Genomic DNA, 25,388 nt, shown 5'->3' on the forward strand with positions numbered 1-25,388 from the left:
TCCTATAGAGGGAAATAAGCGCCATTTTACCGCGCCGGCGCCGTGCGGCAAACCGCCGCCCGCCCCGGTGGAGAATTGTGATCCAACTGCGCAGATAGCATCGGACGAATCCCACATAGCCTGCTATCCTTAGCTGCTATTGTTGGATCTCTGATATACCTTTGTGCGCGGCGAAGACCGCAGCAACGTGTAATGAATTACAGATCACCTTACCGCAGGAGGCAACATGATTGACCTGTATTACGCGCCTACTCCCAATGGTCACAAGATCACCTTGTTTCTGGAAGAGGTCGGCTTGCCCTACCGTATCCATCGCGTAAACATCAGCGCCGGCGAGCAGTTCAAACCGGACTTTCTGAGCATTTCTCCCAACAACAAAATCCCGGCGATCGTCGATCAGCAACCGGTGGACGGCGGCGCGCCAATCAGCCTGTTCGAGTCCGGGGAAATCCTGCTGTATCTGGCGGAGAAGACCGGCAAGCTGCTGAGCAAGGGCCTGCGCGAACGCGCCGCCACCCTGCAGTGGCTGTTCTGGCAGGTGGCCGGGTTCGGGCCGATGCTCGGGCAGAATCATCACTTTAATCACTACGCGCCGCAGCCGGTGCCTTACGCCATCGAGCGTTACCATCTGGAGACCAAGCGGCTGTACGGCGTGCTGGACGCTGAACTGCAAAAACACCCGTACCTGGGCGGCGACAACTACAGCATCGCCGATATCGCCACCTACCCGTGGGTGGTGTCGCATCCGCGCCAGCGCATCGATCTGGCAGATTACCCGGCGGTGCGCAACTGGTTCGAGCGCATCAGCAACCGCCCGGCGACCGAGCGCGCCTACAAACTGGCCGAACAAGCCTAAGCGCCTCCCCCGACTCCCCGTCGACCGGGGAGTCACATCGTCCTCACGTTATCATTTCCTTACTTTCCGTGTATTCTGAACGCTAATAATCAGACCTATGGAGAATCTCTGATGTCTTTCAGTCAACCCGACGCCGTTATTCGCATTAAAAATCTGCGGCTGCGCACGTTCATCGGTATCAAGGAAGAGGAAATCAACAACCGACAGGACGTTCTGATCAACGTGGTGATCCACTACCCGGCGGATAAGGCGCGCAACAGCGAAGACATCGCCGACGCGCTCAACTACCGCACCATCACCAAAGCGATCATCCGCCATGTGGAAGATAACCGTTTCGCGTTGCTGGAAAAATTAACGCAGGATGTGCTCGACATCGTAAAAGAACACGCCTGGGTAACCTATGCTGAAGTGGAGATAGATAAACTTCTGGCTCTGCGCTACGCCGATTCGGTCTCCATGACCATGAGCTACCGCCGGGGCTAACTCAGGGAGGTCGACCATGCGGATCCTGATCACCGGCGCAACGGGATTGATAGGCAGCAGCCTGACGGCAAGACTGCTGGCGCTTTCTCACCACATTACGGTACTGACCCGCGACGAGCGGCGCGCCCGAGCCAGGCTGGGCGATCGGCCGAGCTATTGGCAAACGCTGGACGACCGGCAGTCGCTGGATGACTTCGACGCAGTGATCAACCTCGCCGGCGAACCTATCGCCGTCAAGCGCTGGAGCGCGCAGCAGAAAGAGCGCCTGTGCCGCAGCCGCTGGGATCTGACCGAACGGTTGGCGCAGCTGATCAAGGCCGGCAGCACGCCGCCCGGCGTGCTGATTTCCGGTTCCGCCGTCGGCTACTACGGCGATCAGGGGCAGGCGGTGGTCACCGAAGAGGAGCCGCCGCACGACGAATTCACCCACCAGCTGTGCCAACGCTGGGAAACGCTGGCGCTGCAGGCGCAGAGCGACGCCACCCGCGTCTGCCTGCTGCGCACCGGCGTGGTGCTGGCGCCACAAGGCGGCGCGCTGGCCAAAATGCTGCCGCCGTTCCGCTTCGGGCTGGGCGGCCCGATCGGCGACGGCCGCCAATATCTGCCGTGGATCCATCTCGACGACATGGTCAACGGCATTATTTATCTGCTGGATCACGCCACGCTGACTGGCCCGTTCAACATGGTCGCCCCCTACCCGGTGCATAACGAACAGTTCGCCGCCCAACTGGCCAACGTGCTCGATCGCCCGGCGTTTCTGCGGGTGCCGGCGTTCGTCATGCGCTTGTTGATGGGGGAAGCGGCGGTGCTGGTGCTCGGCGGCCAGCGGGCGGTGCCGAAACGGCTGGAAGAAGCCGGCTTCCACTTCCGCTATCTGGAGTTGGAACAGGCGTTGGATGACGTGATCAATCAGCGGGCCGAAGCCCGCTGATCTGACGTTACTTCAACGCGCCGGACAGGAACTGCTGCAGGCGCGGGCTTTTGGGGTTGCCGAACAACTCGGCCGGCGGCCCCTGTTCTTCAATCAACCCTTTGTGCAGGAAGATCACGTGGTTGGAAACGTGGCGCGCAAACTCCATTTCGTGCGTCACCACCACCATGGTCTTCCCCTCCTCCGCCAGCTTCTGCATGATGCGCAGCACCTCGCCCACCAGTTCGGGATCCAGCGCCGACGTCGGTTCGTCAAACAGCAGCACCTCCGGCTCCATCGCCAATGCGCGGGCGATAGAGACGCGCTGCTGCTGGCCGCCCGACAGGTGCACCGGGTATTTGCCGCGCGCCCGCTCGTCGATGCCCACTTTGTCCAGGTAGCGCACCGCGCGCTCGTGCGCGTCGGCCTTGCTCAGCCCCAGCACCTGCACCGGCGCTTCCATCACGTTCTCCAGCACCGTCATGTGGCTCCACAGGTTAAAGTGCTGAAATACCATGGTCAGGCGGGTGCGCAACAGCTGCAGCTGCTTCTTGTCGAATACCTTCAGTTGGCCGTCCTTGTCGCGCACCATGCGAATATCTTCGTTGTTCAGACTGATCGAACCTTCGCTCGGCTTCTCAAGGAAGTTGATGCAGCGCAGAAAGGTGCTTTTGCCGGAGCCGGAGGATCCGATGATGCTGATCACATCCCCGGCGTTGGCCGCCAGCGAGACGCCCTTCAGCACTTCGTGGTCGCCATAGCGTTTGTGCAGTTCCGTGACGGCTAATTTATTCTCAGACATGGTTTTCTTCCCGTCATTTATCAGTGACTAACGTGTGCCATCCAACGTTTCTCAGCTTTGCGGAACAGGCTGATTAACACGTAGGAGATGATCAGATACAGCACCGCCGCGATGCCGAAGGCGTAAAACGGCTGATAGGTCGCGGCGTTGATGTCGCGCGCGATCTTCAACAGGTCCGGCACGGTGGCGGTAAACGCCAGCGCGGTGGAGTGCAGCATCAGGATCACTTCGTTGCTGTAAGCCGGCAGCGCGGTGCGCAGCGCCGAAGGCAAAATGATGCAGCGATACATCTTGAAACGCGAGAAACCGTAGGCGTTGGCGGCCTCGATTTCACCGTGCGGCACCGAGCGGATCGCCCCGGCGAAGATCTCGGTGGTATAAGCGCAGGTGTTGAGCGTCAGCGCCAGGATGGTGCAGTTGAGCCCGCTGCGGAAAAACGCATTGAGAAACTCACTGCCGCGCACGATCTCGAGGCTATACATGCCGGAGTAGAACACCAGCAGTTGCACGTACAGCGGCGTACCGCGAAACACATAGGTGTAGAGCCACACCGGGAAACGCACCCAGCGAAGGGAAGAAACGCGCGCCACCGCCATCGGGATCGCCAGCAGCCCGCCCATCACCACCGAGGCAATCAGCAGCCACAGCGTGATCGCCACGCCGGTGAAGCGGTAGCCGTCACTCCACAGCAGCGACTGCCAATACTGTTGCAGGATCTCGATCATAGTTCGGCCCTCTTGACGCCCAGTGAGTAACGCCGTTCAAGCCACAGCAGCACGCCGTTGGAAACGGTAGTGAAGATCAGATACACCACGCCGGCCACGATGGCGAAGAAGAACGGCTGATAGGTGCCTTTTCCCGCCAGCTGCGTGGCTTTGACCACATCGTTCAGGCCGAGAATCGACACCAGCGCCGTCGCCTTCAGGATCACCTGCCAGTTGTTGCCGATGCCCGGCAGGGCGAAACGCATCATCGCCGGGAACAGAATGCGCCGGAAGATCTGCGCGCCGCTGAAGCCATAGGCCGTCGCCGCTTCGATCTGCCCTTTCGGCACCGCCAGATAAGCGCCGCGGAAGGTCTCGGTAAAATAAGCGCCGTAGATAAAGCCGAGGGTAATGATGCCGGCGCCGAGCGGATCGATATCGATCTGCGCGAAGCCCAGCAGCGTAGTGATATTGTTCAGCGCGATTTGCAGACCGTAAAAAATCAGCAGCATCAGCACCAGATCGGGCACGCCGCGGATCAGCGTGGTATAGGCGCCGAACAGGCCGGAGATAAAGGGGTTATGAGACAGTTTGCCACCGGCGCCGATCAGGCCGATCACCACCGCCAGCAACACGGAACTGAGGGCCAGCTCCAACGTCACCAGAGCCCCCTCGAAAATCAGTTGGGAATAGCCTTGCAGCATCTACTTCACCCTGTGGTCTAGGATCCGAACCATCGGGGCCGGCACGCCGGCCCCGCAGTCACAGCATGGAACGGTAAGCGGATTACCCGCCGTAGACGTCAAAGTCGAAGTACTTTTTCGCGTATTTGTCGTAGGTGCCGTCTTTGCGCATCTCGGCGAAGGCTTTGTCCAGCGCCGCTTTCAGCTCGGTATCGGTCTTGCGCAGCCCCATGCCGGTGCCGACGCCGAAGAACTTGTCATCCTTCACCGATTCGCCGGCGAACGCATAGTCTTTGCCCGGCGGCTGTTTCAGGAAGCCGTCGCTGCCCGCCACTTCATCCTGGAAGGCGGCGTCGATACGGCCGGAAGCCAAATCGGCGTAAACCAGATCCTGGTTCTGGTAAGGCACGACGGTGATGCCCTTCGGCTGCCACATGGCGTTGGCGTAGGCTTCCTGGGTGGTGCCCTGCAACACGCCCACACTCTTGCCTTTCAGGGCGTCCACGGTAGGCAACAGCTTGGACCCTTTCGGCGCGATCAGACGCGCGTTGGCGGCATACAGCTTGTCGGTAAAGGCGATTTCCTGCTGGCGTTTTTCGGTGATGGACAGCGAAGAGATGATGGCGTCGATTTTCTTCGCCTTGAGGGATGGGATCAGCGCGTCGAAGTCGCTCTCCACGAAGGTGCATTGGGTATTGATGCGTTTGCACAGCTCTTTGGCCAAATCGATGTCAAAGCCAACCAATTCGCCTTTGGCGTTTTTGGATTCAAACGGTGCGTAAGTCGGATCGGTGCCAATCTTCAGCGTGGAAGGAATGGCGGCAAAGGCGCTGCTGGCGGCGCTCAAAGCCAGAACTAACGGCAAAATCAAAACCCGCTTTTTCATAAATTACCCTCAAATTGATTTTTTGATGCCACTACGGGCATTACTTTTCCCCACCAAATCAATTTGCAGTAATCGTGCCACATTAGGTGCTACGGGCGGAGGGAACGGCTCCGGCCTTCACAATACTGTTTCCTGGGACGATAACCGCAAAATTAAATCGGCCGCTCGGGGCCGCGCCACTGGCAGCCGCGATAAGGCGGCGCCATGAAACAGTGAACGTGATGAAGTGGGATCATTATGGTGCATGCGCCGCCCTAATTCAGTGCGGTGTTGCACAAATGTGCCAATTTGGGGATGAAAATGTTAATCAGCACCCTGCCAGCGGGTGAACAGATCGGCCGGCAGTTCGATATCAAACTGATCGATCACCCGATTGACGGTCTGATCGATGATGTCTTCCACGCTTTTCGGCTGGTGGTAAAACGCCGGCACCGGCGGCATGATCGCCGCGCCCATCTCCGCCGCCTGCGTCATCAACCGCAGGTGTCCCAGATGCAGCGGCGTTTCCCGCACGCACAGCACCAAACGGCGGCGCTCTTTGAGCACCACGTCGGCGGCGCGGGTCAGCAGCCCGTCGCTGTAGCTGTTGACGATGCCGGACAGGGTTTTGATCGAGCATGGCAGGATCGCCATGCCCAGGGTTTTGAAGGAGCCGGAAGAGATGGCGGCGGCGATATCGCGCGCATCGTGCACCACGTCGGCCAACGCCTGCACTTCACGCAGGCTGTACGGCGTTTCCAGCGCCAGCGTCTGCCGTGCAGCGTTGCTCATCACCAGATGGGTTTCCACCTCTGCGACGTCGCGCAAAACCTGTAACAGGCGCACGCCGTAGATCGCGCCGCTGGCGCCGGAAATGCCGATGATGAGTCGTTTCATGGAAAATGGCCTCTGCCGTAAAAAGTAAGATCAGGCAGACTTTGCCGCAATGGCGAGGGATAAGCAAGTTCACAGGAGCAAGGCGCACCGCCGCAGACGCGGCGATGCCCCCCGAGTAATCAACGCGGCCGGTTAGCCTTCGTTGTGCAGTTCCAGATTTTCCGCTTCGGTTTGCCCTCGCAGCGCCTTGGCGTCGTCGCTGCGCAGCGACTCCAGATATTCCAGATAGCTTTGATCGACGTCTTTGGTCACGTAGATGCCGTTGAACACCGAGCATTCGAACTGGGTGATGTCCGGGTTCTCTTCGCGCACCGCTTCGATCAGATCGTCCAGGTCCTGGAAGATCAGCCCGTCGGCGCCGATAATCTGGCGGATTTCATCCACTTCACGCCCGTGGGCGATCAGTTCGTTGGCGCTCGGCATGTCGATGCCGTAGACATTCGGGAAACGCACTTCCGGCGCGGCGGAAGCCAGGTACACACGCTTGGCGCCCGCTTCGCGCGCCATCTCGACGATCTGTTCCGACGTGGTGCCGCGCACGATGGAGTCATCCACCAGCAGCACGTTCTTGTCGCGGAACTCGGCGCGGTTGGCGTTCAGCTTGCGGCGCACCGACTGACGACGCGCCTGCTGGCCCGGCATGATAAAGGTGCGGCCGACGTAGCGGTTCTTCACAAAGCCCTGGCGGTAGGGTTTTTCGAGAATGCGCGCGATCTCCAGCGCGATGTCGCAGGAGGTTTCCGGGATCGGGATCACCACGTCGATGTCCAGATCTTCCCATTCGCGGGCAATCTTCTCACCCAGCTTCTGGCCCATGCGCACGCGGGCGCTGTAGACCGAGATCTTGTCCATAAAGGAGTCCGGGCGCGCGAAATAGACGTATTCGAACAGGCACGGGTTGGTTTTTGGGTTCTCTGCGCACTGGCGGGTGAACAGCTGGCCCTTGGTGGTGATGTACACCGCTTCGCCCGGCGCCACGTCGCGCAGGAACTCAAAGCCCAGGGTATCCAGCGCCACGCTCTCGGAAGCCACCATGTACTCGCTGCGGCCATCCTCCAGCGTGCGCTTGCCGATCACCAGCGGACGAATACCGTTCGGATCGCGGAACGCCAGCAGGCCATGGCCGATGATCATCGCCACGCAGGCGTAAGCGCCGCGCAGTTGCTGATGCATGGCGGCGACCGCGGTAAAAATGTTGTCGGCCTCCAGCGGATAATGCGGGAAGCGATCCAGTTCGCTGGCCAGCACGTTCAGCAGGATTTCCGAGTCGGAGGTGGTGTTGACATGGCGGCGGCCGCTTTCGAACAGCTTTTGGCGCAGCTCATGGGCGTTGGTCAGATTGCCGTTGTGGGCCAGCGTAATGCCGAACGGCGAGTTGACGTAGAAAGGCTGGGCCTCAGAGGCGCTCGAGCTGCCGGCCGTCGGGTAACGCACATGGCCAATGCCCATGTTGCCCTGCAAGCGTTGCATATGGCGCGCCTCAAACACATCTTTCACCAGGCCGTTAGCTTTACGCAAACGGAACCCGTTGTGGGCGTCAATGGTGACGATGCCTGCGGCATCCTGGCCACGGTGCTGAAGCACCGTCAGCGCATCATAAATCGACTGGTTTACCGGCATGAAACCGGCGATACCGACAATACCGCACATGTTGTCTTTTCCTCATCAGCGCTACCGCCCCGGCAATTGGGTCGGCAAGAAACTCGACGTGCTCTGCAGGTAGTCAAAGAACCACCTGATGACGTAACTGAACTGGGGAATGAGCTGTGACTGTTTCCAGTCGGCACTCTGTGAAAAGCCGGTAAAGGTATCCAGGAAGAACAGGATCGCCGCGACGATCAATACTCCGCGCAGCGCGCCGAAGCAGATGCCCAACACCCGGTCGGTGCCCGACAACCCGGTTTTCTCTACCAGTGAGCTAATCACATAGTTAACAATAGCCCCTACGATCAAGGTCGCGATGAACAAAATCGCGATCGCGATGCCGTTTCGCACCAGTTCATCTTCAAAACGAGTGAAATAGACCGCAAGGTAAGAGTAGAAATGGCTGGCAACAAAAAACGCACATCCCCATGTCACAAGTGACAATGCTTCGCGAACAAACCCTCGGATCAGGCTCACCAGAGCCGAAAATCCAATCACCGCTATAATGACGTAATCAATCCAGACCATGAACTATTCCAATGATGAATCGCCCCTGCATCCAATTCGCGGCGAATTCTAACAGAAAAAGAAAACGTTTGCGTAGGGGATTTCCTACCACGTTACAAATAAAAAGCGGCGATCAAAAAATTCCCAATCGCCGCGCCTACATAGGTGATTTCGCCTGTAAAAGGCGCGGTTTTTCTCGCTTTATCTCCACCACTCCTTAATTCAGGGGCGCATCGTGCTGCGCCCCTGCGGGGTTTAACGGCCGTACGGCTTCACCTGCCCGCTCAGCCCGCTGATCGAGTTCAGCGACGGCAGCGCCGCCTGCAGCTTCTGCTTGGAAGCGTCCGGGCCGACATAGATGCGGGTGATCTGCCCCTGCACCGGCGTTGACGGCACGGTAAAGGCGCGATAGCCCGAGAGGCGCAGCGAGGCGACAATCTCGTTCGCCTTGGCGGCATTTTTCAACGCCCCGAGCTGCACGACGTAGGCTTGCCCGGCCGGCGCTTTTTCTTCCGCCGGTTTCGGCTGCGGCGTCGGTTCAGGTTTCGGCGTCGGCTCCGGCTTCGGTACCGGCTTCACTTCCACCGGTTTCGGTTGCGGAGCCGGTTTCGGTTTCACTTCCACCGGTTTGGTTTCTACCGGTTTCGGCTTGGGCTGCGGCACCGGCTGAGGACGCGTCTCGACCGGTGGCGGCGCCACCTGCGCTGGCTGCTGAGCACCTTGTCGCACCGCCTGTTGCGCCGCCGCTTCGTTGGCCGCCTGCTGTTCGACCAGCGCGCCCGCCCCTTCCGGCGGCTGCGCCGGCAACGGTTGCGTCACCGGTGGCAGCACGTCGTTCTCTTCGACGTCGCCCGCCTTCGGCACCAACGGAATGGCCGCGAATTCATCCTCGTAATGCTTCTTTTTGCCGTCCAGCAACCCTGGCAGGATGATCACCCCCAGCGCCACCAGAATCACGGTTCCGACCAGTCGGTTCTGAAATTTACTCGCCACTCACACTCCCCGCATCTCGTCTAACGCCGCCATCACCTGCGCCACGGTGTGGAACGATCCACAGACGATCACAATATCCTGTTTATCAGCATCCTGCATAGCCTGCCGCCAGGCAGTTTCGACATCATTAAAGCGGCGCGGTTCCGTCAGATGTTGCGCCAGTTGTTCGACGCTGGCGCCGCGCGGCCCGTCGAGCGGCGCGCAGTACCATTCATCCACCTGCTCGCTGAGGCAGGCCAGCGTGCCGGCGATATCCTTGTCCGACAGCATGCCCACCACCGCGCGCACCTTGCCGCCGTTGCGCGGCAGTTTGGCCAGACGCCCGGCCAGATAGCCGGCGGCGTGCGGGTTGTGCGCCACATCGAGGATCAGCGTCGGCTCCCGCCGCACGATCTGGAAACGCCCCGGCAGTGTCGCCTGCTGCAGCCCGGTGAAAATCGCGCGTTCGTCGATTTCCAGCGGGCTGCAGTTGAGCGCCGCCAGCGCGGTAGCGGCGTTGGCCAGCGGTACGTTCGGCGTCGGCAGATCGGTCAGCAGCGTGTCGCCGCCCTGCCACTGCCAGCGATCGCCCTGCTCGCTGAAGCGCCAGGCTTCACCACGGCGAGACAGCGGCGCGCCCAGCGTTTCGGCAACCTGACGAATGCTGTCCGGCATATCGGGTTCACCGACCACCGCCGGTTTGCCGCTGCGGAAAATGCCGGCCTTTTCACGGCCGATGCTTTCGCGATCGTTGCCCAGCCAGTCGGTGTGATCGAGCGCAATGCTGGTGATCACCGCCACGCTCGGATCGACGATGTTAGTGGCGTCGAGACGCCCGCCCAGCCCCACTTCCAGGATCACCACGTCGAGTCGCGCCTGTTTGAACAGCTGCAGCGCCGACAGGGTGCCGAATTCGAAATAGGTCAGCGACGTTTCGCCGCGGCCGGCTTCAATGGCGGCGAACGAGCGGCTGTGCTCCGCTTCGCTCAGCTCTTCGCCCTGAATGCGCACGCGTTCGGTATAGCGCACCAGATGCGGTGAACTGTAGACGCCGACGCGCAGGCCGGCGGCCAGCAGAATAGCTTCAAGGGTGCGACAGGTGGTGCCTTTGCCGTTGGTGCCGGCAACGGTGAACACCGTGGGTGCGGGGGTCAGTAAATCCAGATGCGCCGCGACGCGCTGTACGCGCTCAAGGCCGAGTTCGATCGCCTGGCTGTGCAGACGTTCCAGATAGTAAAGCCACGAGCTCAATGGCGACGTGGCTTGGGGAATTTGGTGGTTTTGCATGAGTCCCATCACTGAACTTGGGTTCATTAATCCATCAGGGCACCACCCTCACCGCGGTAAAGGCGATGCGCTTCGTGACTGCCGCCAGCCTGCAAACCGCAGCGGAAAGGCTACGGCCGGCAGGGAGCGGGCATCAGCCGTCACTTAGCCACAAAGTGGCGGCTGAACCCGGGCGGGATCTGTCTTTGCCTCAGGCGTCGGCCTGCGGCTCCGGCTCAATGACCGGCGCGGCCTCATCGAAATGCGGCTGCGGCTGGTTGGTCAGCTTGGACAGAATGCTCGCCAACGTTTGGCGCATTTCCGGACGGCGAACGATCATGTCGATCGCGCCTTTTTCGATCAGGAACTCGCTGCGCTGGAAGCCCGGCGGCAGTTTCTCGCGCACGGTTTGCTCGATAACGCGCGGGCCGGCAAAACCGATCAGCGCTTTCGGCTCGGCGATATTGATGTCGCCCAGCATCGCCAGGCTGGCGGAGACACCGCCCATGGTCGGGTCGGTCAGCACGGAGATATACGGCAAGCCGCGCTCCTGCATTTTGGCCAACGCCGCGCTGGTTTTCGCCATCTGCATCAGTGACATCAGCGCTTCCTGCATGCGCGCGCCGCCGCTGGCGGAGAAGCACACCAGCGGACAGTTGTCCTCCAGCGCCTGCTCAACCGCACGCACGAAACGCGCGCCGACCACGGAAGACATCGAGCCGCCGATGAAGGCGAATTCGAAGGACGCGGCGACGATCGGCATGCCGTACAGCGTGCCCTTCATCACCACCAGCGCGTCTTTCTCGCCGGTCGCTTTCTGTGCGGCGACCAGACGATCTTTATAGCGCTTGGAATCCTTGAATTTCAGAACGTCCTTCGGCTCCAGATCGCTGCCCAGCTCCACTTCGCTGCCTTCGTCCAGCAGGGTATGCAGACGCGCGCGCGCGCTCATACGCATGTGGTGGTCGCACTTCGGGCACACTTCCAGATTCCGCTCCAGCTCGGCGCGGTAGAGAACCTGGCCGCAGCTGTCGCATTTAGTCCAGACCCCTTCAGGAATGCTCGCCTTACGGGTTTGTGTGATATTGCTCTTGTTAAGAATTCGTTCAATCCAGCTCATCGATGACCTTTCTGTTTGAACCTGGCACACGCCAGTCCGCTGTTCATGCTTTAACAATCCCCCCGAAAACACCCCAATGAAAAAATGCCCGTTCGCGGCGCGGCAAGCGCGGCGACTGAGGCATCGGCTTCAGGGTTGTTCGCAGGAACAGACCATAATGTCGCTCATTAAACCATATCGGCCCGACGCTGTGGACAAAAAACTGGTCGAACCGACAGGTTAAGCGATGTTTTTACTGTTTTTGCTGGCGGGCGGCCGCGCGCTTGTGGCGCCAAATTTCAATCACGCCCGGCAGAATCGAAACGATGATGATCCCGACGATCAACAGCTTCAAGTTCTCCTGCACCACCGGCAGATCGCCGAACAGATAGCCAGCATAAGTGAAGAGCAGCACCCAAACCAGTGCGCCAATCACGTTGTAGGCGGCGAAGTGGCGATAGGACATATGCCCCATGCCGGCGACGAACGGCGCAAAAGTACGCACGATCGGCACGAATCGCGCCAGAATAATCGTTTTCCCACCGTGCTTCTCATAGAACTGATGCGTCTTGTCCAGGTAGCTGCGGCGGAAGATTTTCGAATTCGGGTTGCTGAACAGCTTCTCGCCGAACAACCGCCCGATAGTGTAGTTCACCGCATCGCCGATGATCGCCGCCACGGCCATCAACGCCACCATGGTGTGCACGTTCAGATCGTTGGTCGGCAACGCCGCCAGCGCGCCGGCGACGAACAGCAAAGAATCCCCCGGCAGGAACGGCGTCACCACCAGACCGGTTTCGCAAAACAGGATCAGGAACAGAATAGCGTAGACCCACATGCCGTATTGTGCGACCAGTTCGGCCAAGTGCACATCAATATGCAGAATAAAATCAATAATAAACTTGATGATGTCCATAAATTCTCTCATTGATGCCGGGCGTTTCAATCACCCGGCAGAAGCACAAGGGAGCGACGCTTTCAGGCGTGCCGGCGTTTAATCGTCGGGCAAAAACAGCGGCCCCATCGGCGGCCGCGGTAGACCAAAGTGGTCAGGGTAATCCACGGCAACCAGATACAGCCCCTCGGCTCGCGCCGTCGCCGCCGCCAGATTGCGATCCTTCAGCGCCAGCAACTCGGCCATCCAGTTCTCACCCTGATTGCCGCAGCCGATCTCCATCAGGCTGCCGACGATGTTGCGAACCATATGATGCACAAAGGCATTCGCCTTGATATCTACCACAATATATTCGCCGTAGCGCGTAACCTTAACGTGTTTTACGCAACGCCACGGGGTGCGCGACTGACATTGCACCGCGCGGAACGACGTGAAGTCGTTCTCGCCCAGCAGCGCCTGCGCCGCCCGGTGCATGCGATCGGCGTCCAGCGGGTGATAAAAATGCGTCACCCCCTGCTGCAGCACCGCCGGCCGGTAGCGATGGTTGAAAATGATATAGCGGTAGCGGCGCGCGGTGGCGCTGAAACGCGCGTGAAAATCGTCGGCGACGGGGCTCACCCAACGCACCGCGATGTCCGGCGGCAAATGGGTATTCACCCCCATCGTCCAGGCGGCGTCCTTGCGGCGCGCAGTGGTTTCGAAATGCACCACCTGCCCGGTGGCGTGCACCCCGGCGTCGGTGCGCCCGGCGCACAGCACGGTAATCGGCGCATCCGCCACCTTGCTCAACGCCTGCTCCAGGCGTTCCTGCACGCTGGCCACTTCTTGCTGCCGCTGCCAGCCGTAGTACCGGCTGCCGTCATATTCGATGCCCAGCGCTACCTTCAGCGTCGGCTGAGCGGGCGAGACCACCTCAGACATCAGTACATCTGCTCCTGCACCAGACGCTCGGCGGTTTCGATAGCCATCAACGCGCCGCCGAAGCGCACATTGTCCGCTACCGTCCAGAACTGCAGCAGCTCGGGGATGCCGTAATCGTTACGCAGGCAACCGATGCTGAGCGCATCGCTGCCGGAAGCGTCGGTGACCTGGGTCGGGTAATCGTCCTCTTCGCTCAGCTGAATGTCTTCGACCTCTTCGAGCTCGCTGCGCGCCTCTTCGGCGGACAGCGGGCGCAGCGCTTCCAGGTGCACCACCTGCGCGTGGCCGTAAAACACCGGCGACTGAACGCAGCTCACCGAAATCGGCAGCCCTTCATCCTGCAGCACCTTGCGCACCTGATCGACGATCAGGCGCTCTTCGCGCACGCTGCCCTGCTCGTCGGCGACAAGCGGCAGCAGGTTGAACGCCAGCTGTTTACCGAAGACGCCTTCCTCGGCCGGAATGCCGTTCAGCAGGCGCGCGCTCTGGCCGGCCAAGTCGTCCACCGCCACCTTGCCGCGCGACGATACCGACATCAGCGTGGTGACGTGCAGACGCGACAGCCCCGCCTGTTCGGTCAGCGGTTTGATCGCCGTCAGCAGTTGGCTGACCATGCTGTCGGCCACCGCCACGATATTGCGGTTACGGTAATCCGCCAGCACCTGCGGGTTCACGCCCGGCACCACCAGCGGCACATCCGGCTCCATGGCGAACAGGCCGCTGGTGTCGATCACCAGGCAGCCCATGTTGCCGGCTTCTTCGGCATAGCGCGCGGAAGCGTCGCTGCCGGCGACGAAGAAGGCCAGCTGCGCCTGCGACCAGTCGAACTCTTCGGCGTTTTGCACCAGAAGAGACTTGCCGTTGAAGCGCACATTGGCGCCCGCGCTGCGTTCGCTTGCCAGAGGATAGAGTTCACCCACCGGGAACTGGCGTTCCTGCAACAATTCCAGCAACGCTTCACCTACCGCGCCAGTGGCGCCGAGCAGCGCGATATTCCAGCCGTCAGACATCGGGTTTTCTCCAGAGTATTTCATTCATAAAAGCACACGGGCAGTGCAATCACCGCCCGATAATCTTTACCGCTCACTGTAGCGGCGTTGGCTTAAGACAACCTTACGCTACGCCACGCTGAAGCCCAGCTTGCCGAGCAGCTCGGCGCTGGCGCTGTCATCGCATTGCACGGCCAGCGAAGACCACTCGCGGCGCTCCTGGTAGTGCTTGCGCAGGCGATCGAATTCGCCCGGTTGCCCGGCGACTTTGCGCAGTGGCGCATCATCGCGGCGCACATCATACACCAAGTGCATCAATCGTTTTAACCGCGCTTCATCCAGCGGCCCGTTGAGGCGGATCAGGCTGAACTCCGGCACCGGCAGCAGCGAGGCCAGCGCCACCTGCTGCGGCTGCCCCAGATGGCGGCTGAACGCTTCGAACACCTGGGTGGTGCCGCGCGCCTTGCCTTCCAGCGTATATCCGGCGATATGCGCGGTGCCGATATCCACCCGCGCCAGCAGCGGCAAGGCGAGATCCGGCTCCGGTTCCCACACGTCCAGCACCGTGCTCAGCTTTTTGCCCTTTTCCAACGCCTGCAGCAGCGCGGCGTTATCCACCACCGGCCCGCGACAGGCGTTGATCAGAATGCGGTTGTCCGGCAGCGCCGCCAACAGCTCGGCGTCCGCCAGATGCAGCGAATGGTATGGGCCGGATTTATTCAGCGGCGTATGGAAGGTCAGCACGTCGGCCTCGGCCACCAGCTTCTCCAACGGCCAAAACTCCCCGGCGTCGCCGCGATCGGCACGCGGCGGATCGCACAGCAGCGTGCGCACGCCCAGCGCTTTGAGGCGCGCGTCCAGGCGGGAACCGACGTTGCCCACGCCGACGATGCCGACGGTTTTATCCCGCAGTTGGAAGCCGTCGCGTTCGGCCAGCAGCATCAAGGCGGAGAACACATACTCGACCACCGCGATGGCGTTGCAGCCCGACGCGGCGGAAAACCCGATGCCCTGCCGTTGCAGCCAGGCGTCATCAACGTGATCGGTGCCGGCGGTGGCGGTGCCGACAAAGCCAATGCGGCTGCCGGCCAACAAGGCCTCATTGACCTTGGTGACCGAACGCACCATCAGCGCATCGGCATCCGCCAGCGCCTCGCGCGGGATCGGACGCCCCGGCACCGCCTGCACGTCGCCCAGGCGGCTGAACAGCTCGGCCGCGTACGGCATATTTTCATCAACCAGAATTTTCACTGCGTTCTCCGACGGTTTACGGCTATTTGTCTGCGAAATAGTGTGCCACTGAATCAGGCACGGCGAAAGCGTTCAGGGGTGGTGCCGGCGATCTGCTGGAACATGACGATAAAGGCCGACGCGGAGCTGTAGCCGACGTCCAACGCCACGTCCTGCACGGTTTTGCCCTGCTCGAGCAACGACACGGCATGCAGAAAACGCAGGCGCTGGCGCCACTCGCTGAACGACATGCCCAGATCCTGCTGGCAGCGGCGCGACAGCGTGCGCTCGGTGGTGTAGACCCGCGCCGCCCACGTCGCCAGCGAGGTGTTGTCCGCCGGACAATGCTCCAGCGCTTCCAGCACCGGCGCCAAAAATTTGTCGTCCGACGACGGCAGATAGGTTTGCTGACGCGGCGACAGGCGCAGCTGATCGATCAGCACCTGGCACAGGCGCAAATCCTCCTCCGCCTGCGGAATGTACTGCTTGCGCGCATAGAAATCCTCGGCGATGGCGCGGAAGATGGGCGTGACGCTCACCAGACAGGGGTCGGCCGGCATACCGGCGCACAGCGCCGGCGTGATGTCCACCATGCGGCACTGCGCCAGTCGCTGGTTGTAGCAGGAGTGTTCGATGCCCGCCGGCGCCCACAACACGAACTCCGGCGGCGCCAGAAAGCGCTGCCCGCCGATGCGCAGCACCATCACCCCGGCCTTGACCCACATCAACTGGCCCCAGGTGTGGCTGTGCGGCTGGAATTCGGTGCGCGCGTTAAACTCTTCGCAGCGGAACTGCACCGGGTTGGGCGCCGGGATCAGCGACTCGGGGAAATGGCGGATTTCTGGCATGGTTTCGTCCCGTGATTTGTCTTGTTTACGCCGATTTTTGTCTGGATATCGCTATATATGATAAACCGGACACGCGTAGACTAGCCAGCATGTTGGACGTTATTGAGAATAATTATCATGAATATGCTCTTCCCGCTGTTGGCCGTGCTGATTTGGTCGATTAACGCCGTCGTCAGCAAACTCTCCGCCACCGCCATCGATCCGGCGGCCATTTCGCTCTACCGCTGGCTGCTGGCGCTGGTTGCCCTGACGCCGTTCGTGCTGCCGGGCGTGCTGCGCAATTGGGCGCAGGTGCGCGCCAACTGGTGGAAGTTGATGATCCTCGGCCTGCTGGGCATGGTGCTGTATCAAAGCCTGGCCTATTACGCGGCGCACAGCGTCAGCGCGCTGTTTATGGGCATCATCGTGTCGCTGATCCCGCTGCTGACCATCCTGATCAGCATCGTCCTGCTGCGCATTGCGCCGACCGTCGGCGTGCTGCTCGGCAGTATTCTCTCCTTCGGCGGTTTGATCTGGCTGGTCAGCGGCGGCCAGCCCGGCGTACTGCTGCAGCACGGTATCGGCAAGGGGGAATTGATGATGCTGCTCGCCACCGCCTCTTACGCGCTGTATGGCGTGTTGACCAAACGCTGGGCCATCGCGCTGCCGAACTGGCAATCGCTGTACGTGCAGATCCTGTTCGGCGTGCTGCTGCTGCTGCCTAATTTCCTGATGGCGCAGAATGTCGGCTTGAACGGCCATAACCTGCCGCTGGTGCTGTTCGCCGGCATTCCGGCTTCGATCATCGCCCCGTTCCTGTGGATCCAGGGCGTGATGCGCCTGGGCGCCAACACCGCCTCGATCTTCATGAACCTGGCGCCGGTGTTTACCGCCGCTATCGCCGTGCTGTTCCTGCATGAGCAGTTGCACGGTTACCACCTGATCGGCGGCGGCATTACCCTGCTGGGCGTTATCCTGTCGCAGCGGCTGCGCACGCCGCTGACGCGTAAAGCCAAAGCCCCGGCGGCTGACGTCGAGTCCTGCAAAGAACAGGCTTAAGGCAGCAACGTGAAACGCACCCGCACCAACAGGCCGCCCAGCGCGGCGGAGCTCAACAGCTCCGGGCGGGTGCCGTGATACGCGGTGATATCCTTCACCAGCGCCAGCCCCAGGCCGGCGCCCGGCTGATCGCCCACGTTGTCCAGCCGGTGAAACGGCTGCAGCGCCAGCGCCTTGTCCTGTAAGGCGATGCCGGGGCCGCTGTCTTCAATCTCCAGCACGCCTTCCCCCGTCTCCTTTTCCTGCGTGAGACGAGCGGTGACCACGCCCTGACGCGGCGTGTATTTCAACGCATTGTCCAACAGGTTGGCGCACAGTTCGGCCAACAGCAGCGGTTCCCCCGCCACTTGACACGCCGCTTCTCCTTCGAAACCGAGATCGATCTGTTTGCTGCGCGCCTGCGGCAAGCGGGAAAAACAGGCGTCGCGCAGCACCTGCGCCAGGTTGACCGGCTGCAGCTTGCGCTCGGCCTGGTGCTCGCTGGCCTTCAGGCGTGAGAGATACAGCAGGCGGTCGGTCAGTGCCACGGTATTGTCCAGCGTCGCGCTCATCGCCTGCAGGCTTTCGCGCCACTGCTGCGGCCGATCGCTGGCCAGCGCCACCCCGACCTGCGTCTTCAACACCGCCAGCGGCGTGCGCAGCTGGTGGGAAGCGTCGGCGCTGAAGCGTTCCTGACGCGCCACCATCAGCCGCAGCCGTTCGATATAGCGATTGAACGCCACCAGCAGCGGCTGCATCTCCGACCACGGCAATACCCGCGGCAAGGGCGTCAGCTCGCCCGGATCGCGCCGCAGCATGATGCCGGAGAGTTTACGCATCGGCTTCAACACCCGCTTGAGCAGCGCGAACGCCAGGATCAGGGTCAACACCACCACCGTGCCCTGGCTCAGCAGCGCCGCGATCATCATCTGCCGCGCCAGGTAACGGCGCGATTCCAGGGTTTCCGCCACCAAAATGGTCGCCATGCCGCTCACCCCCGACTCGTTGACCGGTTGAAACAGCGCCGCCACGCGGATCGGCCGGCCGAGGTATTCCGCATCATAAAAATGCACCAGCGCCGGGTAGAGCGTGGAGCGCGGGATATGGGGCGGCAGCGACGGCAAATCGTCATAGCCCGAGATGCTTTTTCCCTGCGGCGAAATCACCTCGTAATACAGCTGATCGTTCATGTTGCGCTCGAAGCTGTCGAGCACCACATAGGGCACATCGACCGCCAGCTTGCCTTCGCGCACCACCAGTCGCTCCGCCACGGTGCGCGCCGACGCCAGCAGCGTGCGATCGTAAGCCAATGTGGCGGCGCTCATGGCGCTGAAATAGTGGGTGTAGATAGAGATACCGCCCAACGCCAGCAGCGGCAGGCCAAAAAACAGCAGCAGTTGATAGAACAGCGAACGCGGCGCATTAAACCACCGCATTGCAGAGCTCCAGGCTGTAGCCCAGACCGCGCAGCGTGACGATCGCCACGTCGCTGCCCTGCAGCTTTTTCCGCAGGCGGTGTACGTAAAGCTCGATGCTCTCGGGATTGGCCTCGTCGGACAGCGTAAACACCTGCTCGAACAGCTGTTGTTTGGCCACCGGGCGGCCGCGCCGATGCATCAGCGCGGTCAACACCGCCAATTCGCGCGGCGTCAGCGCCAGCGGCTTGCTCTCCAGCAGAAAATAGCCTTCGTCATGGTAGGTCAACGCGCCGTACTGCAACGCCGGCTGCGGGGCGCCGACGCTGCGGCGCAGCAGCGCCCGAATACGCGCTTCCAGCTCGTCCAGTTCGAACGGCTTGGTGAGGTAATCGTCCGCCCCCAGATTCAGGCCCTTTACCCGATCGGCCACGTCGGTGCGCGCCGTCAGCAGCAACACCGGCAGATCCTGCCCGCGCTTGCGCAGGCGCGCCAGCAAATCCAGGCCGTTCAAACGCGGCAGCGCCACATCCAACACCGCCAGCGCATAACGCTCGTTGAGCAACAGATGATCGGCCGCCACGCCGTCCGGGGCGACGTCGACGGCAAACCCGGCGCCGGTCAGCGCCTTTTGCAACCAGTGAGACAGCTCGGGGTGATCTTCAACCAATAACAGTCGCATGTTCCCATTCCATTGATTTATCTGAACAACCTGGCTCCGACACGGCGTCCGTTAACAGGCTGATAACAGAGAATGGCATGGAAAATAAGGGGATAAAAGAGCGCCGCGCCGCCAGTTTTGGGAGCTGGCACACAATTATGCGTATGGAGCGCGATCGCAGGGCGGCGTCAGATCAGCGGAATGGGGCTATCGGCCACGGCAATGTCCAGCACCGAGCGCAGCTTGTCGGCGGTAAACGGTGCAGAAACCAACACGGAGCGATTGTTGACGGCAAATACCAGATCGATGCCGGTCACGCAGGCGGTCATCTGGCAGGCATATCTTTCACCGGCGGCGTTGACGAAATGCAGCTCAAACACGCCAACCTCGGCGCGCAGTCGCTTCAAACGGCACTGCCCGGTTCCACCGACCATCTCCGCGTAGACCTCAGGCAACCGTTTAATCGCGCATACTTTGGCGCTGTCCCTGCCGCTAAACAATTTCCCTAACGAAAACATATCACTGCGTCTCTATTCATTTCACTGATCATGATTTTATCGCGAAAGCAAAACGGCAAACCTGATATTACGCAGGATTTTGGCCGGTTTTGCGCCCTGTTCCTGCCAGCATTTCTATGGTAGCGCACCCGTGATTCGCTAGCGACAAGAGACCCTAATCACAGACTGGAAACTTTTCCGGCCACTGAAAGGTAAATGAAAGGTTGTTGTTTTAACAATCCTGCAACCGCGCTCAGCGGGATTCACAACCAGAACAATACCGAGGGCAAGCCACAATGAAAAAAATAATGACCCGTACCTTGACCGCCGCCGCACTGTTGCTGGCGGCCTCTCAGGCCTTTGCCGTGGAAGCGCCCAAACGCACCGAATGCATTGCGCCGGCCAAGCCCGGCGGCGGCTTCGATTTGACCTGCAAGCTGATTCAGGTGTCGTTGCAGGACACCAAGGCCATCGATAAACCGATGCGCGTCACCTATATGCCCGGCGGCGTCGGCGCGGTGGCCTACAACGCCATCGTCGCACAGCGCCCGGCGGAGTTCGGCACCGTGGTGGCCTTCTCCGGCGGTTCGCTGCTCAATCTGGCTCAGGGCAAGTTCGGCCGCTATAACGTGGACGACGTGAAATGGCTGGCGGCGGTCGGAACCGACTACGGCATGATCGCGGTGCGCGCCGACTCGCCTTACAAAACCCTGAAAGACCTGATGGACGCCTTCCAAAAAGATCCCAACAGCGTGGTGTTCGGCGCCGGCGCCTCCATCGGCAGCCAGGACTGGATGAAAACCGCGCTGCTGGCGCGCGAAGTCGGCGTGGATCCGCGCAAGATGCGCTATGTGGCGTTCGAAGGCGGCGGCGAGCCGGTCACCGCGCTGTTGGGCAACCATATTCAGGCGGTTTCCGGTGACCTGAGCGAGATGGTGCCTTACCTGCAGGGCGACAAAATCCGCGTGCTGGCGGTGTATGCCGAGCAACGTTTGCCGGGCCAGTTGGCCGACATTCCGACCGCCAAAGAACAGGGGTACAGCCTGGTGTGGCCGATCATTCGCGGCTTCTACGTCGGGCCGAAAGTCAGCGATGAAGAGTATCAGTGGTGGATCGACACCTTCCAGAAAATGATGGCAACAGACGAATTCAAGCAGCAGCGCGATCTGCGCGGCCTGTTCGAATTCAATATGACCGGCAAAGAGCTGGACGCCTACGTGAAGAATCAGGTTGCCCAATACCGTGAGCAGGCGAAAGTGTTCGGCCTGGCCAAATAACCGCAGGGGAAAACCATGAGCGATCGTATTTTTGCCGGCTTTTGGCTGCTGCTGTGTATCGGCGGGCTGTTCATCGGCTGGGGCATCCAGAGCGAATACAGCTATGAACCGCTGGGGCCGCGCCCGTTCCCGCTGGCGATCCTCAGCCTGATGGCGCTGTGCGCGGCCCTGTTGCTGCTGCGCCGCCCACAGGCGGTGGAATGGCCGCACCACAAGGTGCTGCAGCGGCTGCTGGTGCTGGTGATCACCCTGGTGCTGTATGCCTGGGGCTTTGAATGGCTGGGCTTTCCGCTGGCGACCGCGCTGCTGACGTTCAGCATCGGCCTGTTGTTTCAGGCCAGCCTGCCGGCGGCGGCCATCTCCGGCGTCGTCATGGGCGCAGCGCTGTACTACGCCTTTGACCAACTTCTCGATGTCACACTGCCGCTCGGCATCTGGCTGAGCTAACGGGAGCGATGATGGATACCTGGATGTATTTGACCCAAGGGTTTGAAGTGGCGCTGGTGCCGCAGAACCTGATTATCGCCCTGATCGGCTGCTTCGTCGGCACCATCGTCGGCCTGTTGCCGGGGCTGGGGCCGATCAACGGCGTGGCGATCCTGCTGCCGCTGGCGTTCGCCCTCAAACTGCCGGCCGAATCGGCGCTGATCCTGCTGGCGACGGTGTATATCGGCTGCGAATACGGCGGGCGCATCTCGTCGATTCTGCTCAACGTGCCGGGCGACGCGGCGGCGATCATGACCGCGCTGGACGGCTACCCGATGGCGCAGCAGGGGCGCGCCGGCGTGGCGCTGTCCATCTCGGCGGTCAGCTCGTTCGTCGGCTCGATGATCGCCATCGGCGGCATCATTCTGTTCGCGCCGCTGCTGGCCCGCTGGTCGCTGGCCTTCGGCCCGGCGGAATATTTCGCCCTGATGGTGTTCGCCATCGCCTGCCTCGGCAGCATGATGAGCCAGAACCCGCTAAAATCGCTGCTGGCGGCGCTGATCGGCCTGGGGCTGGCGACGGTGGGCGTCGACGCCAACACCGGCGTTTACCGCTTTACCTTCGACAGCGTGCATCTCTCCGACGGCGTGCAGTTTATCGTGGTGGTGATCGGCCTGTTCTCGGTCAGCGAAATCCTGCTGATGCTGGAAAGCACCAGCGCCGGGCAAAAACTGGTACGTAAAACCGGCCGGTTGCTGTTCAACCGCAAAGAGGCGGCGCAGTGCGCAGGCCCGACCCTGCGCTCGTCGGTGATCGGTTTCTTCGTCGGCATTCTGCCGGGCGCCGGCGCCACCATCGCCAGCGCGTTGACCTACATGACCGAGAAGAAAATCAGCGGCAACAGCGATACCTTCGGCAAGGGCGACATCCGCGGCGTGGCGGCGCCGGAAGCGGCCAACAACGCCTCGGCCTGCGGTTCGTTCATTCCGATGCTGACGCTGGGGGTGCCGGGTTCCGGCACCACGGCGGTGATGATGGGCGCGCTGACGCTGTACAACATCACCCCCGGCCCGGCGATGTTCACCGAACAGCCGGATATCGTCTGGGGGCTGATCGCCGCGCTGCTGATCGCTAACGTCATCCTGCTGATCATGAACCTGCCGCTGGTCGGCCTGTTCACCCGCATGCTGACCATCCCGCTGTGGTTCCTGGTACCGGCGATCGCCGCGGTGTCGGCGGTGGGGGTTTATGCGGTGCACAGCACCACCTTCGACCTGCTGTTGATGGTCGGGTTGGGCGTGTTCGGCTATATTCTGCGGAAAATGCATTTCCCGATGTCGCCGCTGATTCTGGGCTTTGTGCTGGGTGAGATGCTGGAACAAAACCTGCGCCGCGCGCTGTCGATCAGCAACGGCGAGTTCGGCATTCTGTGGAGCAGCAGCATCGCGCAAACGCTGCTGCTGCTGGCGGTTGCGGTACTGGCGTTGCCGCCGCTGCTGCGCCTGATGCGCAAACGCCGCCAACCGGCGGCCGAGGCCAAGGCCGAATAACGCGAAACGGGCGGGGCTCCCCCGCCCGTGGTGTTTAACGGCGCAAGGCCGCAATTCCCTTTTCCAGCGCCCCGATATCGTCATCGGCAAGCAGAGGCTGGATCACCGCAAAGTCCGCCTCGGACAAGTCATAGAGGCGCAACGCAAGCAACCGCGCGATGATTTCCGGCGTGAATCGCCAACGGATAAACGTCGCCGGGTTACCGCCGACGATGGCATAAGGTTCAACATCGCCGGCCACCACGCTGCCGGCGGCGACGATCGCCCCTTCGCCTATCGATACCCCCGGCATCAACATCGCCCGCATGCCAATCCAGCAACCGTCACCCAGCCGGGTATCGCCTTTGGGGCGGTACGCCTGCTTGATGGTTGCCATAAACGGGTACAGGCTCAGCCAGTCGATGCGATGGGTGTGATTACCGCCCATCAGGATCACCGCTTCGGCCGCGATGCACACGTAATCGCCGATCAGCAAACGGTCTATTTCGCCCAGCGGTTGCCATTGCCGGCTGACCGCGTCGCCGTGCAGATAGCGCACCACCGAGCGTTCGAAGCCGTTGTCCCAGCAGTCGCTGTAGTAGCTGTGGGTGCCTTTGACGATTATATTCGGGTTGGTCACCGTCTGATGCAGCAGCTCGGTTTTGGACCAGTGTTTTTCGGACATGGCGTATTCTCTTGTTACGGGAATAAAAGCCACGGAACGGAGTGTCTGTGGCCGTGTTGTCGTTCACTCAACACGGCCATTCAAGCGATAAGCGCTCGTTTCAATCTCGGGTTATTCATCATTACCGCCTCTCTTGCGACGCGTAATGCTAACCGATCACGCCTCGGCGGTCTTGCTTTTCAACAGCAGCACCCCGCCCATCACCAACGCGCTGCCCAGCAGCTGCAGCTGATTCATGTTCTCCCCCAGCAGGAAATAGGCGATCACCGCGGTAAACACCAGCTCCAGCGACAGGATCAGGTTGGCTACCGCCAGCGGCAGCGTTTTCAGGCTGATGTTATACAACCCGAAACCCAGCAGCGTCGGCCCGGCGGCCAACGCCAGCAGCAACAGCCAGCCGCTCCACTGAATGCCCTGCGCGCTGTGCGACAGGAACCACAGATCGCCGGCCATGCCGTGGAACGCCGCCAACGGGAACGCCGTCAGCGCCGCATTGAACACCAGCTGATACAGCGCCGAAAACCCGAACACGTACAGGATGGTGTTCCACACCGGATAGCCGCGTTCGCTGGCCACCCGCCCGCCGAGGGTATACAGGGTATAACCGATGCCCGACAGCATCCCCACCAGCAGCCCCAGCAGATCGAAGTGGCTGTTCCCCATGCTGTCGCCGTTGCTGACCAGGAAGCAGCCGCCCAGGCTGATGGCGATCACCAGCAATTGGCGCAGCGTCAGGCGTTCGCTGTACATCACCCAGCCGAGGAATACGGTAAAGCCCACCGAACAGTAGGTCAGAATGGTCGCCACCGATGCGCCGTTCAGCGCCACCGACAGCGTCCACAGGCTGTTGAACAGCGCCAGCAGCAGCCCGTAAAGCGCGTAGAACAATACCTGTTCACGGCGCAGGCGCGCCCACTGCGGTTTCACCAGTAACAACAGCGGCAACAGCACCAGCGCCACCAGCGCCGCGCGCCAGAACGCCAGCACGAAGGTCGGCAGGTGGTAATACTCGGTCAGCGCGCGGATGATGATGGCGGTAAAGGCCAGCAGCATGGCGCTGATCATGGCGATGACGTACCCCTGGCTGCTGCCCTGAAAGAGGCGCGCGCCGGGCAGCGCCGGCCGGGCGGAAACGCCTGACGGTAATGACATGAGATCCTCGGAGAAATGGCGACATAAATACTCAGGCACAGAGTGTAACGCGGCCATTTTTTCTCACTATAGCCACTTTGCGGCGTTGTCATGCAGGCCACTTTTCTGCGCTTGAAGCCCTGCTGACATGGGGTATAGTGAAAATATCTCTCCCTAAC

Annotated in this window: 27 protein-coding genes; 7 read left to right on the top strand and 20 right to left on the bottom strand. The window is 61.2% G+C overall.

Annotated elements, in window-relative coordinates:
• Window positions 1–226 precede the first annotated feature (226 nt).
• The 3 genes from yfcG (at window position 227) to J0F90_RS16930 (ending at window position 2,270) form a co-directional block, all read left to right on the top strand.
• Window positions 227–856 (top strand): GSH-dependent disulfide bond oxidoreductase, encoded by a 630-nt coding sequence (yfcG, locus tag J0F90_RS16920; protein ID WP_004936091.1) that lies wholly within the window; start codon window positions 227–229, stop codon window positions 854–856.
• A gap of 111 nt (window positions 857–967) precedes the next feature.
• Entirely contained in the window at window positions 968–1,339 is a 372-nt protein-coding gene (gene folX, locus J0F90_RS16925; RefSeq protein ID WP_004936094.1) for a dihydroneopterin triphosphate 2'-epimerase, read from the top strand.
• Between the two features lie 16 nt (window positions 1,340–1,355).
• Complete coding sequence (locus J0F90_RS16930; RefSeq protein ID WP_033639772.1) at window positions 1,356–2,270, top strand: TIGR01777 family oxidoreductase; 915 nt, start codon at window positions 1,356–1,358, stop codon at window positions 2,268–2,270.
• A 7-nt stretch (window positions 2,271–2,277) separates the two neighbouring features.
• Here J0F90_RS16930 and hisP read toward each other — a convergent pair whose 3' ends face one another.
• From hisP to J0F90_RS17005, 15 genes are all read right to left on the bottom strand, one after another.
• Window positions 2,278–3,051: a histidine ABC transporter ATP-binding protein HisP gene (hisP, locus tag J0F90_RS16935; protein WP_004936098.1), complete on the bottom strand. Its 774-nt coding sequence runs from the start codon at window positions 3,049–3,051 to the stop codon at window positions 2,278–2,280.
• A 20-nt stretch (window positions 3,052–3,071) separates the two neighbouring features.
• Window positions 3,072–3,776: an ABC transporter permease gene (locus J0F90_RS16940; RefSeq protein WP_004936100.1), complete on the bottom strand. Its 705-nt coding sequence runs from the start codon at window positions 3,774–3,776 to the stop codon at window positions 3,072–3,074.
• Complete coding sequence (locus J0F90_RS16945) at window positions 3,773–4,459, bottom strand: histidine ABC transporter permease HisQ (protein WP_016926884.1); 687 nt, start codon at window positions 4,457–4,459, stop codon at window positions 3,773–3,775. The genes J0F90_RS16940 and J0F90_RS16945 overlap by 4 nt, the downstream gene beginning before the upstream one ends.
• 82 nt (window positions 4,460–4,541) lie before the next feature.
• The gene (gene hisJ / locus J0F90_RS16950; protein ID WP_004936109.1) at window positions 4,542–5,324 is read right to left on the bottom strand and encodes a histidine ABC transporter substrate-binding protein HisJ; all 783 of its coding nucleotides are present in this window, start codon (window positions 5,322–5,324) and stop codon (window positions 4,542–4,544) included.
• A 303-nt stretch (window positions 5,325–5,627) separates the two neighbouring features.
• Complete coding sequence (locus tag J0F90_RS16955; protein WP_016926883.1) at window positions 5,628–6,200, bottom strand: UbiX family flavin prenyltransferase; 573 nt, start codon at window positions 6,198–6,200, stop codon at window positions 5,628–5,630.
• A 132-nt stretch (window positions 6,201–6,332) separates the two neighbouring features.
• Entirely contained in the window at window positions 6,333–7,850 is a 1,518-nt protein-coding gene (gene purF, locus J0F90_RS16960; RefSeq protein ID WP_004936117.1) for an amidophosphoribosyltransferase, read from the bottom strand.
• A gap of 21 nt (window positions 7,851–7,871) precedes the next feature.
• Window positions 7,872–8,372: a colicin V production protein gene (gene cvpA / locus J0F90_RS16965; protein ID WP_004936119.1), complete on the bottom strand. Its 501-nt coding sequence runs from the start codon at window positions 8,370–8,372 to the stop codon at window positions 7,872–7,874.
• Window positions 8,373–8,606: 234 nt separating this feature from the next.
• Window positions 8,607–9,344: a cell division protein DedD gene (dedD, locus tag J0F90_RS16970; protein ID WP_015378591.1), complete on the bottom strand. Its 738-nt coding sequence runs from the start codon at window positions 9,342–9,344 to the stop codon at window positions 8,607–8,609.
• Window positions 9,345–10,610, bottom strand: coding sequence for a bifunctional tetrahydrofolate synthase/dihydrofolate synthase (gene folC / locus J0F90_RS16975; RefSeq protein WP_033639771.1), 1,266 nt, complete (start codon window positions 10,608–10,610; stop codon window positions 9,345–9,347).
• Between the two features lie 190 nt (window positions 10,611–10,800).
• A complete protein-coding gene (gene accD / locus J0F90_RS16980) occupies window positions 10,801–11,709 on the bottom strand; it encodes an acetyl-CoA carboxylase, carboxyltransferase subunit beta (protein WP_028127750.1) in 909 nt (302 codons plus the stop codon).
• 232 nt (window positions 11,710–11,941) lie between these two features.
• Entirely contained in the window at window positions 11,942–12,604 is a 663-nt protein-coding gene (locus J0F90_RS16985; protein ID WP_004936130.1) for a DedA family protein, read from the bottom strand.
• Window positions 12,605–12,682: 78 nt separating this feature from the next.
• Window positions 12,683–13,504 (bottom strand): tRNA pseudouridine(38-40) synthase TruA, encoded by an 822-nt coding sequence (gene truA, locus J0F90_RS16990; protein ID WP_004936132.1) that lies wholly within the window; start codon window positions 13,502–13,504, stop codon window positions 12,683–12,685.
• Window positions 13,504–14,514, bottom strand: a complete 1,011-nt coding sequence (locus tag J0F90_RS16995) for an aspartate-semialdehyde dehydrogenase (protein WP_004936134.1) — start codon at window positions 14,512–14,514, stop codon at window positions 13,504–13,506. Before J0F90_RS16995 ends, truA begins: the two co-directional genes overlap by 1 nt.
• A 108-nt stretch (window positions 14,515–14,622) precedes the next feature.
• Window positions 14,623–15,744, bottom strand: a complete 1,122-nt coding sequence (pdxB, locus tag J0F90_RS17000) for a 4-phosphoerythronate dehydrogenase PdxB (protein WP_033639770.1) — start codon at window positions 15,742–15,744, stop codon at window positions 14,623–14,625.
• A 53-nt stretch (window positions 15,745–15,797) separates the two neighbouring features.
• Window positions 15,798–16,571, bottom strand: a complete 774-nt coding sequence (locus tag J0F90_RS17005) for an AraC family transcriptional regulator (RefSeq protein ID WP_015378596.1) — start codon at window positions 16,569–16,571, stop codon at window positions 15,798–15,800.
• A 117-nt stretch (window positions 16,572–16,688) separates the two neighbouring features.
• Between J0F90_RS17005 and J0F90_RS17010 the strand changes: the two genes are divergently transcribed.
• On the top strand, window positions 16,689–17,609 hold the full coding sequence (locus J0F90_RS17010; protein ID WP_033639769.1) for a DMT family transporter: 921 nt from the start codon (window positions 16,689–16,691) through the stop codon (window positions 17,607–17,609).
• On the opposite strand, the gene J0F90_RS17015 is transcribed toward J0F90_RS17010, so the two are convergent.
• From J0F90_RS17015 to J0F90_RS17025, 3 genes are all read right to left on the bottom strand, one after another.
• Window positions 17,606–19,024 carry a sensor histidine kinase gene (locus tag J0F90_RS17015; protein WP_033639768.1) on the bottom strand — a complete coding sequence of 473 codons (1,419 nt, stop codon included), beginning with the start codon at window positions 19,022–19,024 and terminating at the stop codon, window positions 17,606–17,608. The genes J0F90_RS17010 and J0F90_RS17015 overlap by 4 nt on opposite strands.
• Window positions 19,011–19,685: a transcriptional regulator TctD gene (gene tctD / locus J0F90_RS17020; RefSeq protein ID WP_016926876.1), complete on the bottom strand. Its 675-nt coding sequence runs from the start codon at window positions 19,683–19,685 to the stop codon at window positions 19,011–19,013. The genes J0F90_RS17015 and tctD overlap by 14 nt, the downstream gene beginning before the upstream one ends.
• Window positions 19,686–19,852: 167 nt before the next feature.
• Window positions 19,853–20,071, bottom strand: coding sequence for a hypothetical protein (locus J0F90_RS17025; RefSeq protein WP_228009735.1), 219 nt, complete (start codon window positions 20,069–20,071; stop codon window positions 19,853–19,855).
• A 386-nt stretch (window positions 20,072–20,457) separates the two neighbouring features.
• Here J0F90_RS17025 and J0F90_RS17030 point away from each other — a divergent pair, with 386 nt between their 5' ends.
• Genes J0F90_RS17030 through J0F90_RS17040 form a run of 3 tightly spaced genes read left to right on the top strand, consistent with a single transcriptional unit; the run spans window position 20,458 to window position 23,414 of the window.
• Entirely contained in the window at window positions 20,458–21,438 is a 981-nt protein-coding gene (locus J0F90_RS17030) for a Bug family tripartite tricarboxylate transporter substrate binding protein (RefSeq protein ID WP_033639767.1), read from the top strand.
• Window positions 21,439–21,453: 15 nt separating this feature from the next.
• Entirely contained in the window at window positions 21,454–21,885 is a 432-nt protein-coding gene (locus J0F90_RS17035; RefSeq protein WP_016926873.1) for a tripartite tricarboxylate transporter TctB family protein, read from the top strand.
• 11 nt (window positions 21,886–21,896) lie between these two features.
• Window positions 21,897–23,414 (top strand): tripartite tricarboxylate transporter permease, encoded by a 1,518-nt coding sequence (locus tag J0F90_RS17040; RefSeq protein ID WP_033639766.1) that lies wholly within the window; start codon window positions 21,897–21,899, stop codon window positions 23,412–23,414.
• Window positions 23,415–23,448: 34 nt separating this feature from the next.
• Here J0F90_RS17040 and J0F90_RS17045 read toward each other — a convergent pair whose 3' ends face one another.
• Both J0F90_RS17045 and J0F90_RS17050 read right to left on the bottom strand, forming a co-directional pair.
• Window positions 23,449–24,078, bottom strand: a complete 630-nt coding sequence (locus J0F90_RS17045; protein WP_016926871.1) for a CatB-related O-acetyltransferase — start codon at window positions 24,076–24,078, stop codon at window positions 23,449–23,451.
• Between the two features lie 156 nt (window positions 24,079–24,234).
• A complete protein-coding gene (locus tag J0F90_RS17050) occupies window positions 24,235–25,230 on the bottom strand; it encodes a DMT family transporter (protein WP_033639765.1) in 996 nt (331 codons plus the stop codon).
• Between the last annotated feature and the right edge of the window lie 158 nt (window positions 25,231–25,388).

The sequence above is a fragment of the Serratia marcescens subsp. marcescens ATCC 13880 genome, from assembly GCF_017299535.1.
Classification (GTDB): domain Bacteria; phylum Pseudomonadota; class Gammaproteobacteria; order Enterobacterales; family Enterobacteriaceae; genus Serratia; species Serratia marcescens.

Excerpts from the sequence above, each read along its gene's own strand:
- hisP (WP_004936098.1), bottom strand. The coding sequence starts at position 3,051 with ATGTCTGAGAATAAATTAGCCGTCACGGAACTGCACAAACGCTATGGC.
- J0F90_RS17030 (WP_033639767.1), top strand. The coding sequence starts at position 20,458 with ATGAAAAAAATAATGACCCGTACCTTGACCGCCGCCGCACTGTTGCTG.
- J0F90_RS17045 (WP_016926871.1), bottom strand. The coding sequence starts at position 24,078 with ATGTCCGAAAAACACTGGTCCAAAACCGAGCTGCTGCATCAGACGGTG.
- cvpA (WP_004936119.1), bottom strand. The coding sequence starts at position 8,372 with ATGGTCTGGATTGATTACGTCATTATAGCGGTGATTGGATTTTCGGCT.
- J0F90_RS17040 (WP_033639766.1), top strand. The coding sequence starts at position 21,897 with ATGGATACCTGGATGTATTTGACCCAAGGGTTTGAAGTGGCGCTGGTG.
- hisJ (WP_004936109.1), bottom strand. The coding sequence starts at position 5,324 with ATGAAAAAGCGGGTTTTGATTTTGCCGTTAGTTCTGGCTTTGAGCGCC.
- folC (WP_033639771.1), bottom strand. The coding sequence starts at position 10,610 with ATGCAAAACCACCAAATTCCCCAAGCCACGTCGCCATTGAGCTCGTGG.
- J0F90_RS16945 (WP_016926884.1), bottom strand. The coding sequence starts at position 4,459 with ATGCTGCAAGGCTATTCCCAACTGATTTTCGAGGGGGCTCTGGTGACG.
- J0F90_RS16940 (WP_004936100.1), bottom strand. The coding sequence starts at position 3,776 with ATGATCGAGATCCTGCAACAGTATTGGCAGTCGCTGCTGTGGAGTGAC.
- tctD (WP_016926876.1), bottom strand. The coding sequence starts at position 19,685 with ATGCGACTGTTATTGGTTGAAGATCACCCCGAGCTGTCTCACTGGTTG.
- yfcG (WP_004936091.1), top strand. The coding sequence starts at position 227 with ATGATTGACCTGTATTACGCGCCTACTCCCAATGGTCACAAGATCACC.
- J0F90_RS17035 (WP_016926873.1), top strand. The coding sequence starts at position 21,454 with ATGAGCGATCGTATTTTTGCCGGCTTTTGGCTGCTGCTGTGTATCGGC.
- accD (WP_028127750.1), bottom strand. The coding sequence starts at position 11,709 with ATGAGCTGGATTGAACGAATTCTTAACAAGAGCAATATCACACAAACC.
- J0F90_RS16985 (WP_004936130.1), bottom strand. The coding sequence starts at position 12,604 with ATGGACATCATCAAGTTTATTATTGATTTTATTCTGCATATTGATGTG.
- J0F90_RS16955 (WP_016926883.1), bottom strand. The coding sequence starts at position 6,200 with ATGAAACGACTCATCATCGGCATTTCCGGCGCCAGCGGCGCGATCTAC.
- J0F90_RS16995 (WP_004936134.1), bottom strand. The coding sequence starts at position 14,514 with ATGTCTGACGGCTGGAATATCGCGCTGCTCGGCGCCACTGGCGCGGTA.
- J0F90_RS17010 (WP_033639769.1), top strand. The coding sequence starts at position 16,689 with ATGAATATGCTCTTCCCGCTGTTGGCCGTGCTGATTTGGTCGATTAAC.
- purF (WP_004936117.1), bottom strand. The coding sequence starts at position 7,850 with ATGTGCGGTATTGTCGGTATCGCCGGTTTCATGCCGGTAAACCAGTCG.
- J0F90_RS16930 (WP_033639772.1), top strand. The coding sequence starts at position 1,356 with ATGCGGATCCTGATCACCGGCGCAACGGGATTGATAGGCAGCAGCCTG.
- J0F90_RS17015 (WP_033639768.1), bottom strand. The coding sequence starts at position 19,024 with ATGCGGTGGTTTAATGCGCCGCGTTCGCTGTTCTATCAACTGCTGCTG.
- J0F90_RS17050 (WP_033639765.1), bottom strand. The coding sequence starts at position 25,230 with ATGTCATTACCGTCAGGCGTTTCCGCCCGGCCGGCGCTGCCCGGCGCG.
- folX (WP_004936094.1), top strand. The coding sequence starts at position 968 with ATGTCTTTCAGTCAACCCGACGCCGTTATTCGCATTAAAAATCTGCGG.
- truA (WP_004936132.1), bottom strand. The coding sequence starts at position 13,504 with ATGTCTGAGGTGGTCTCGCCCGCTCAGCCGACGCTGAAGGTAGCGCTG.
- J0F90_RS17005 (WP_015378596.1), bottom strand. The coding sequence starts at position 16,571 with ATGCCAGAAATCCGCCATTTCCCCGAGTCGCTGATCCCGGCGCCCAAC.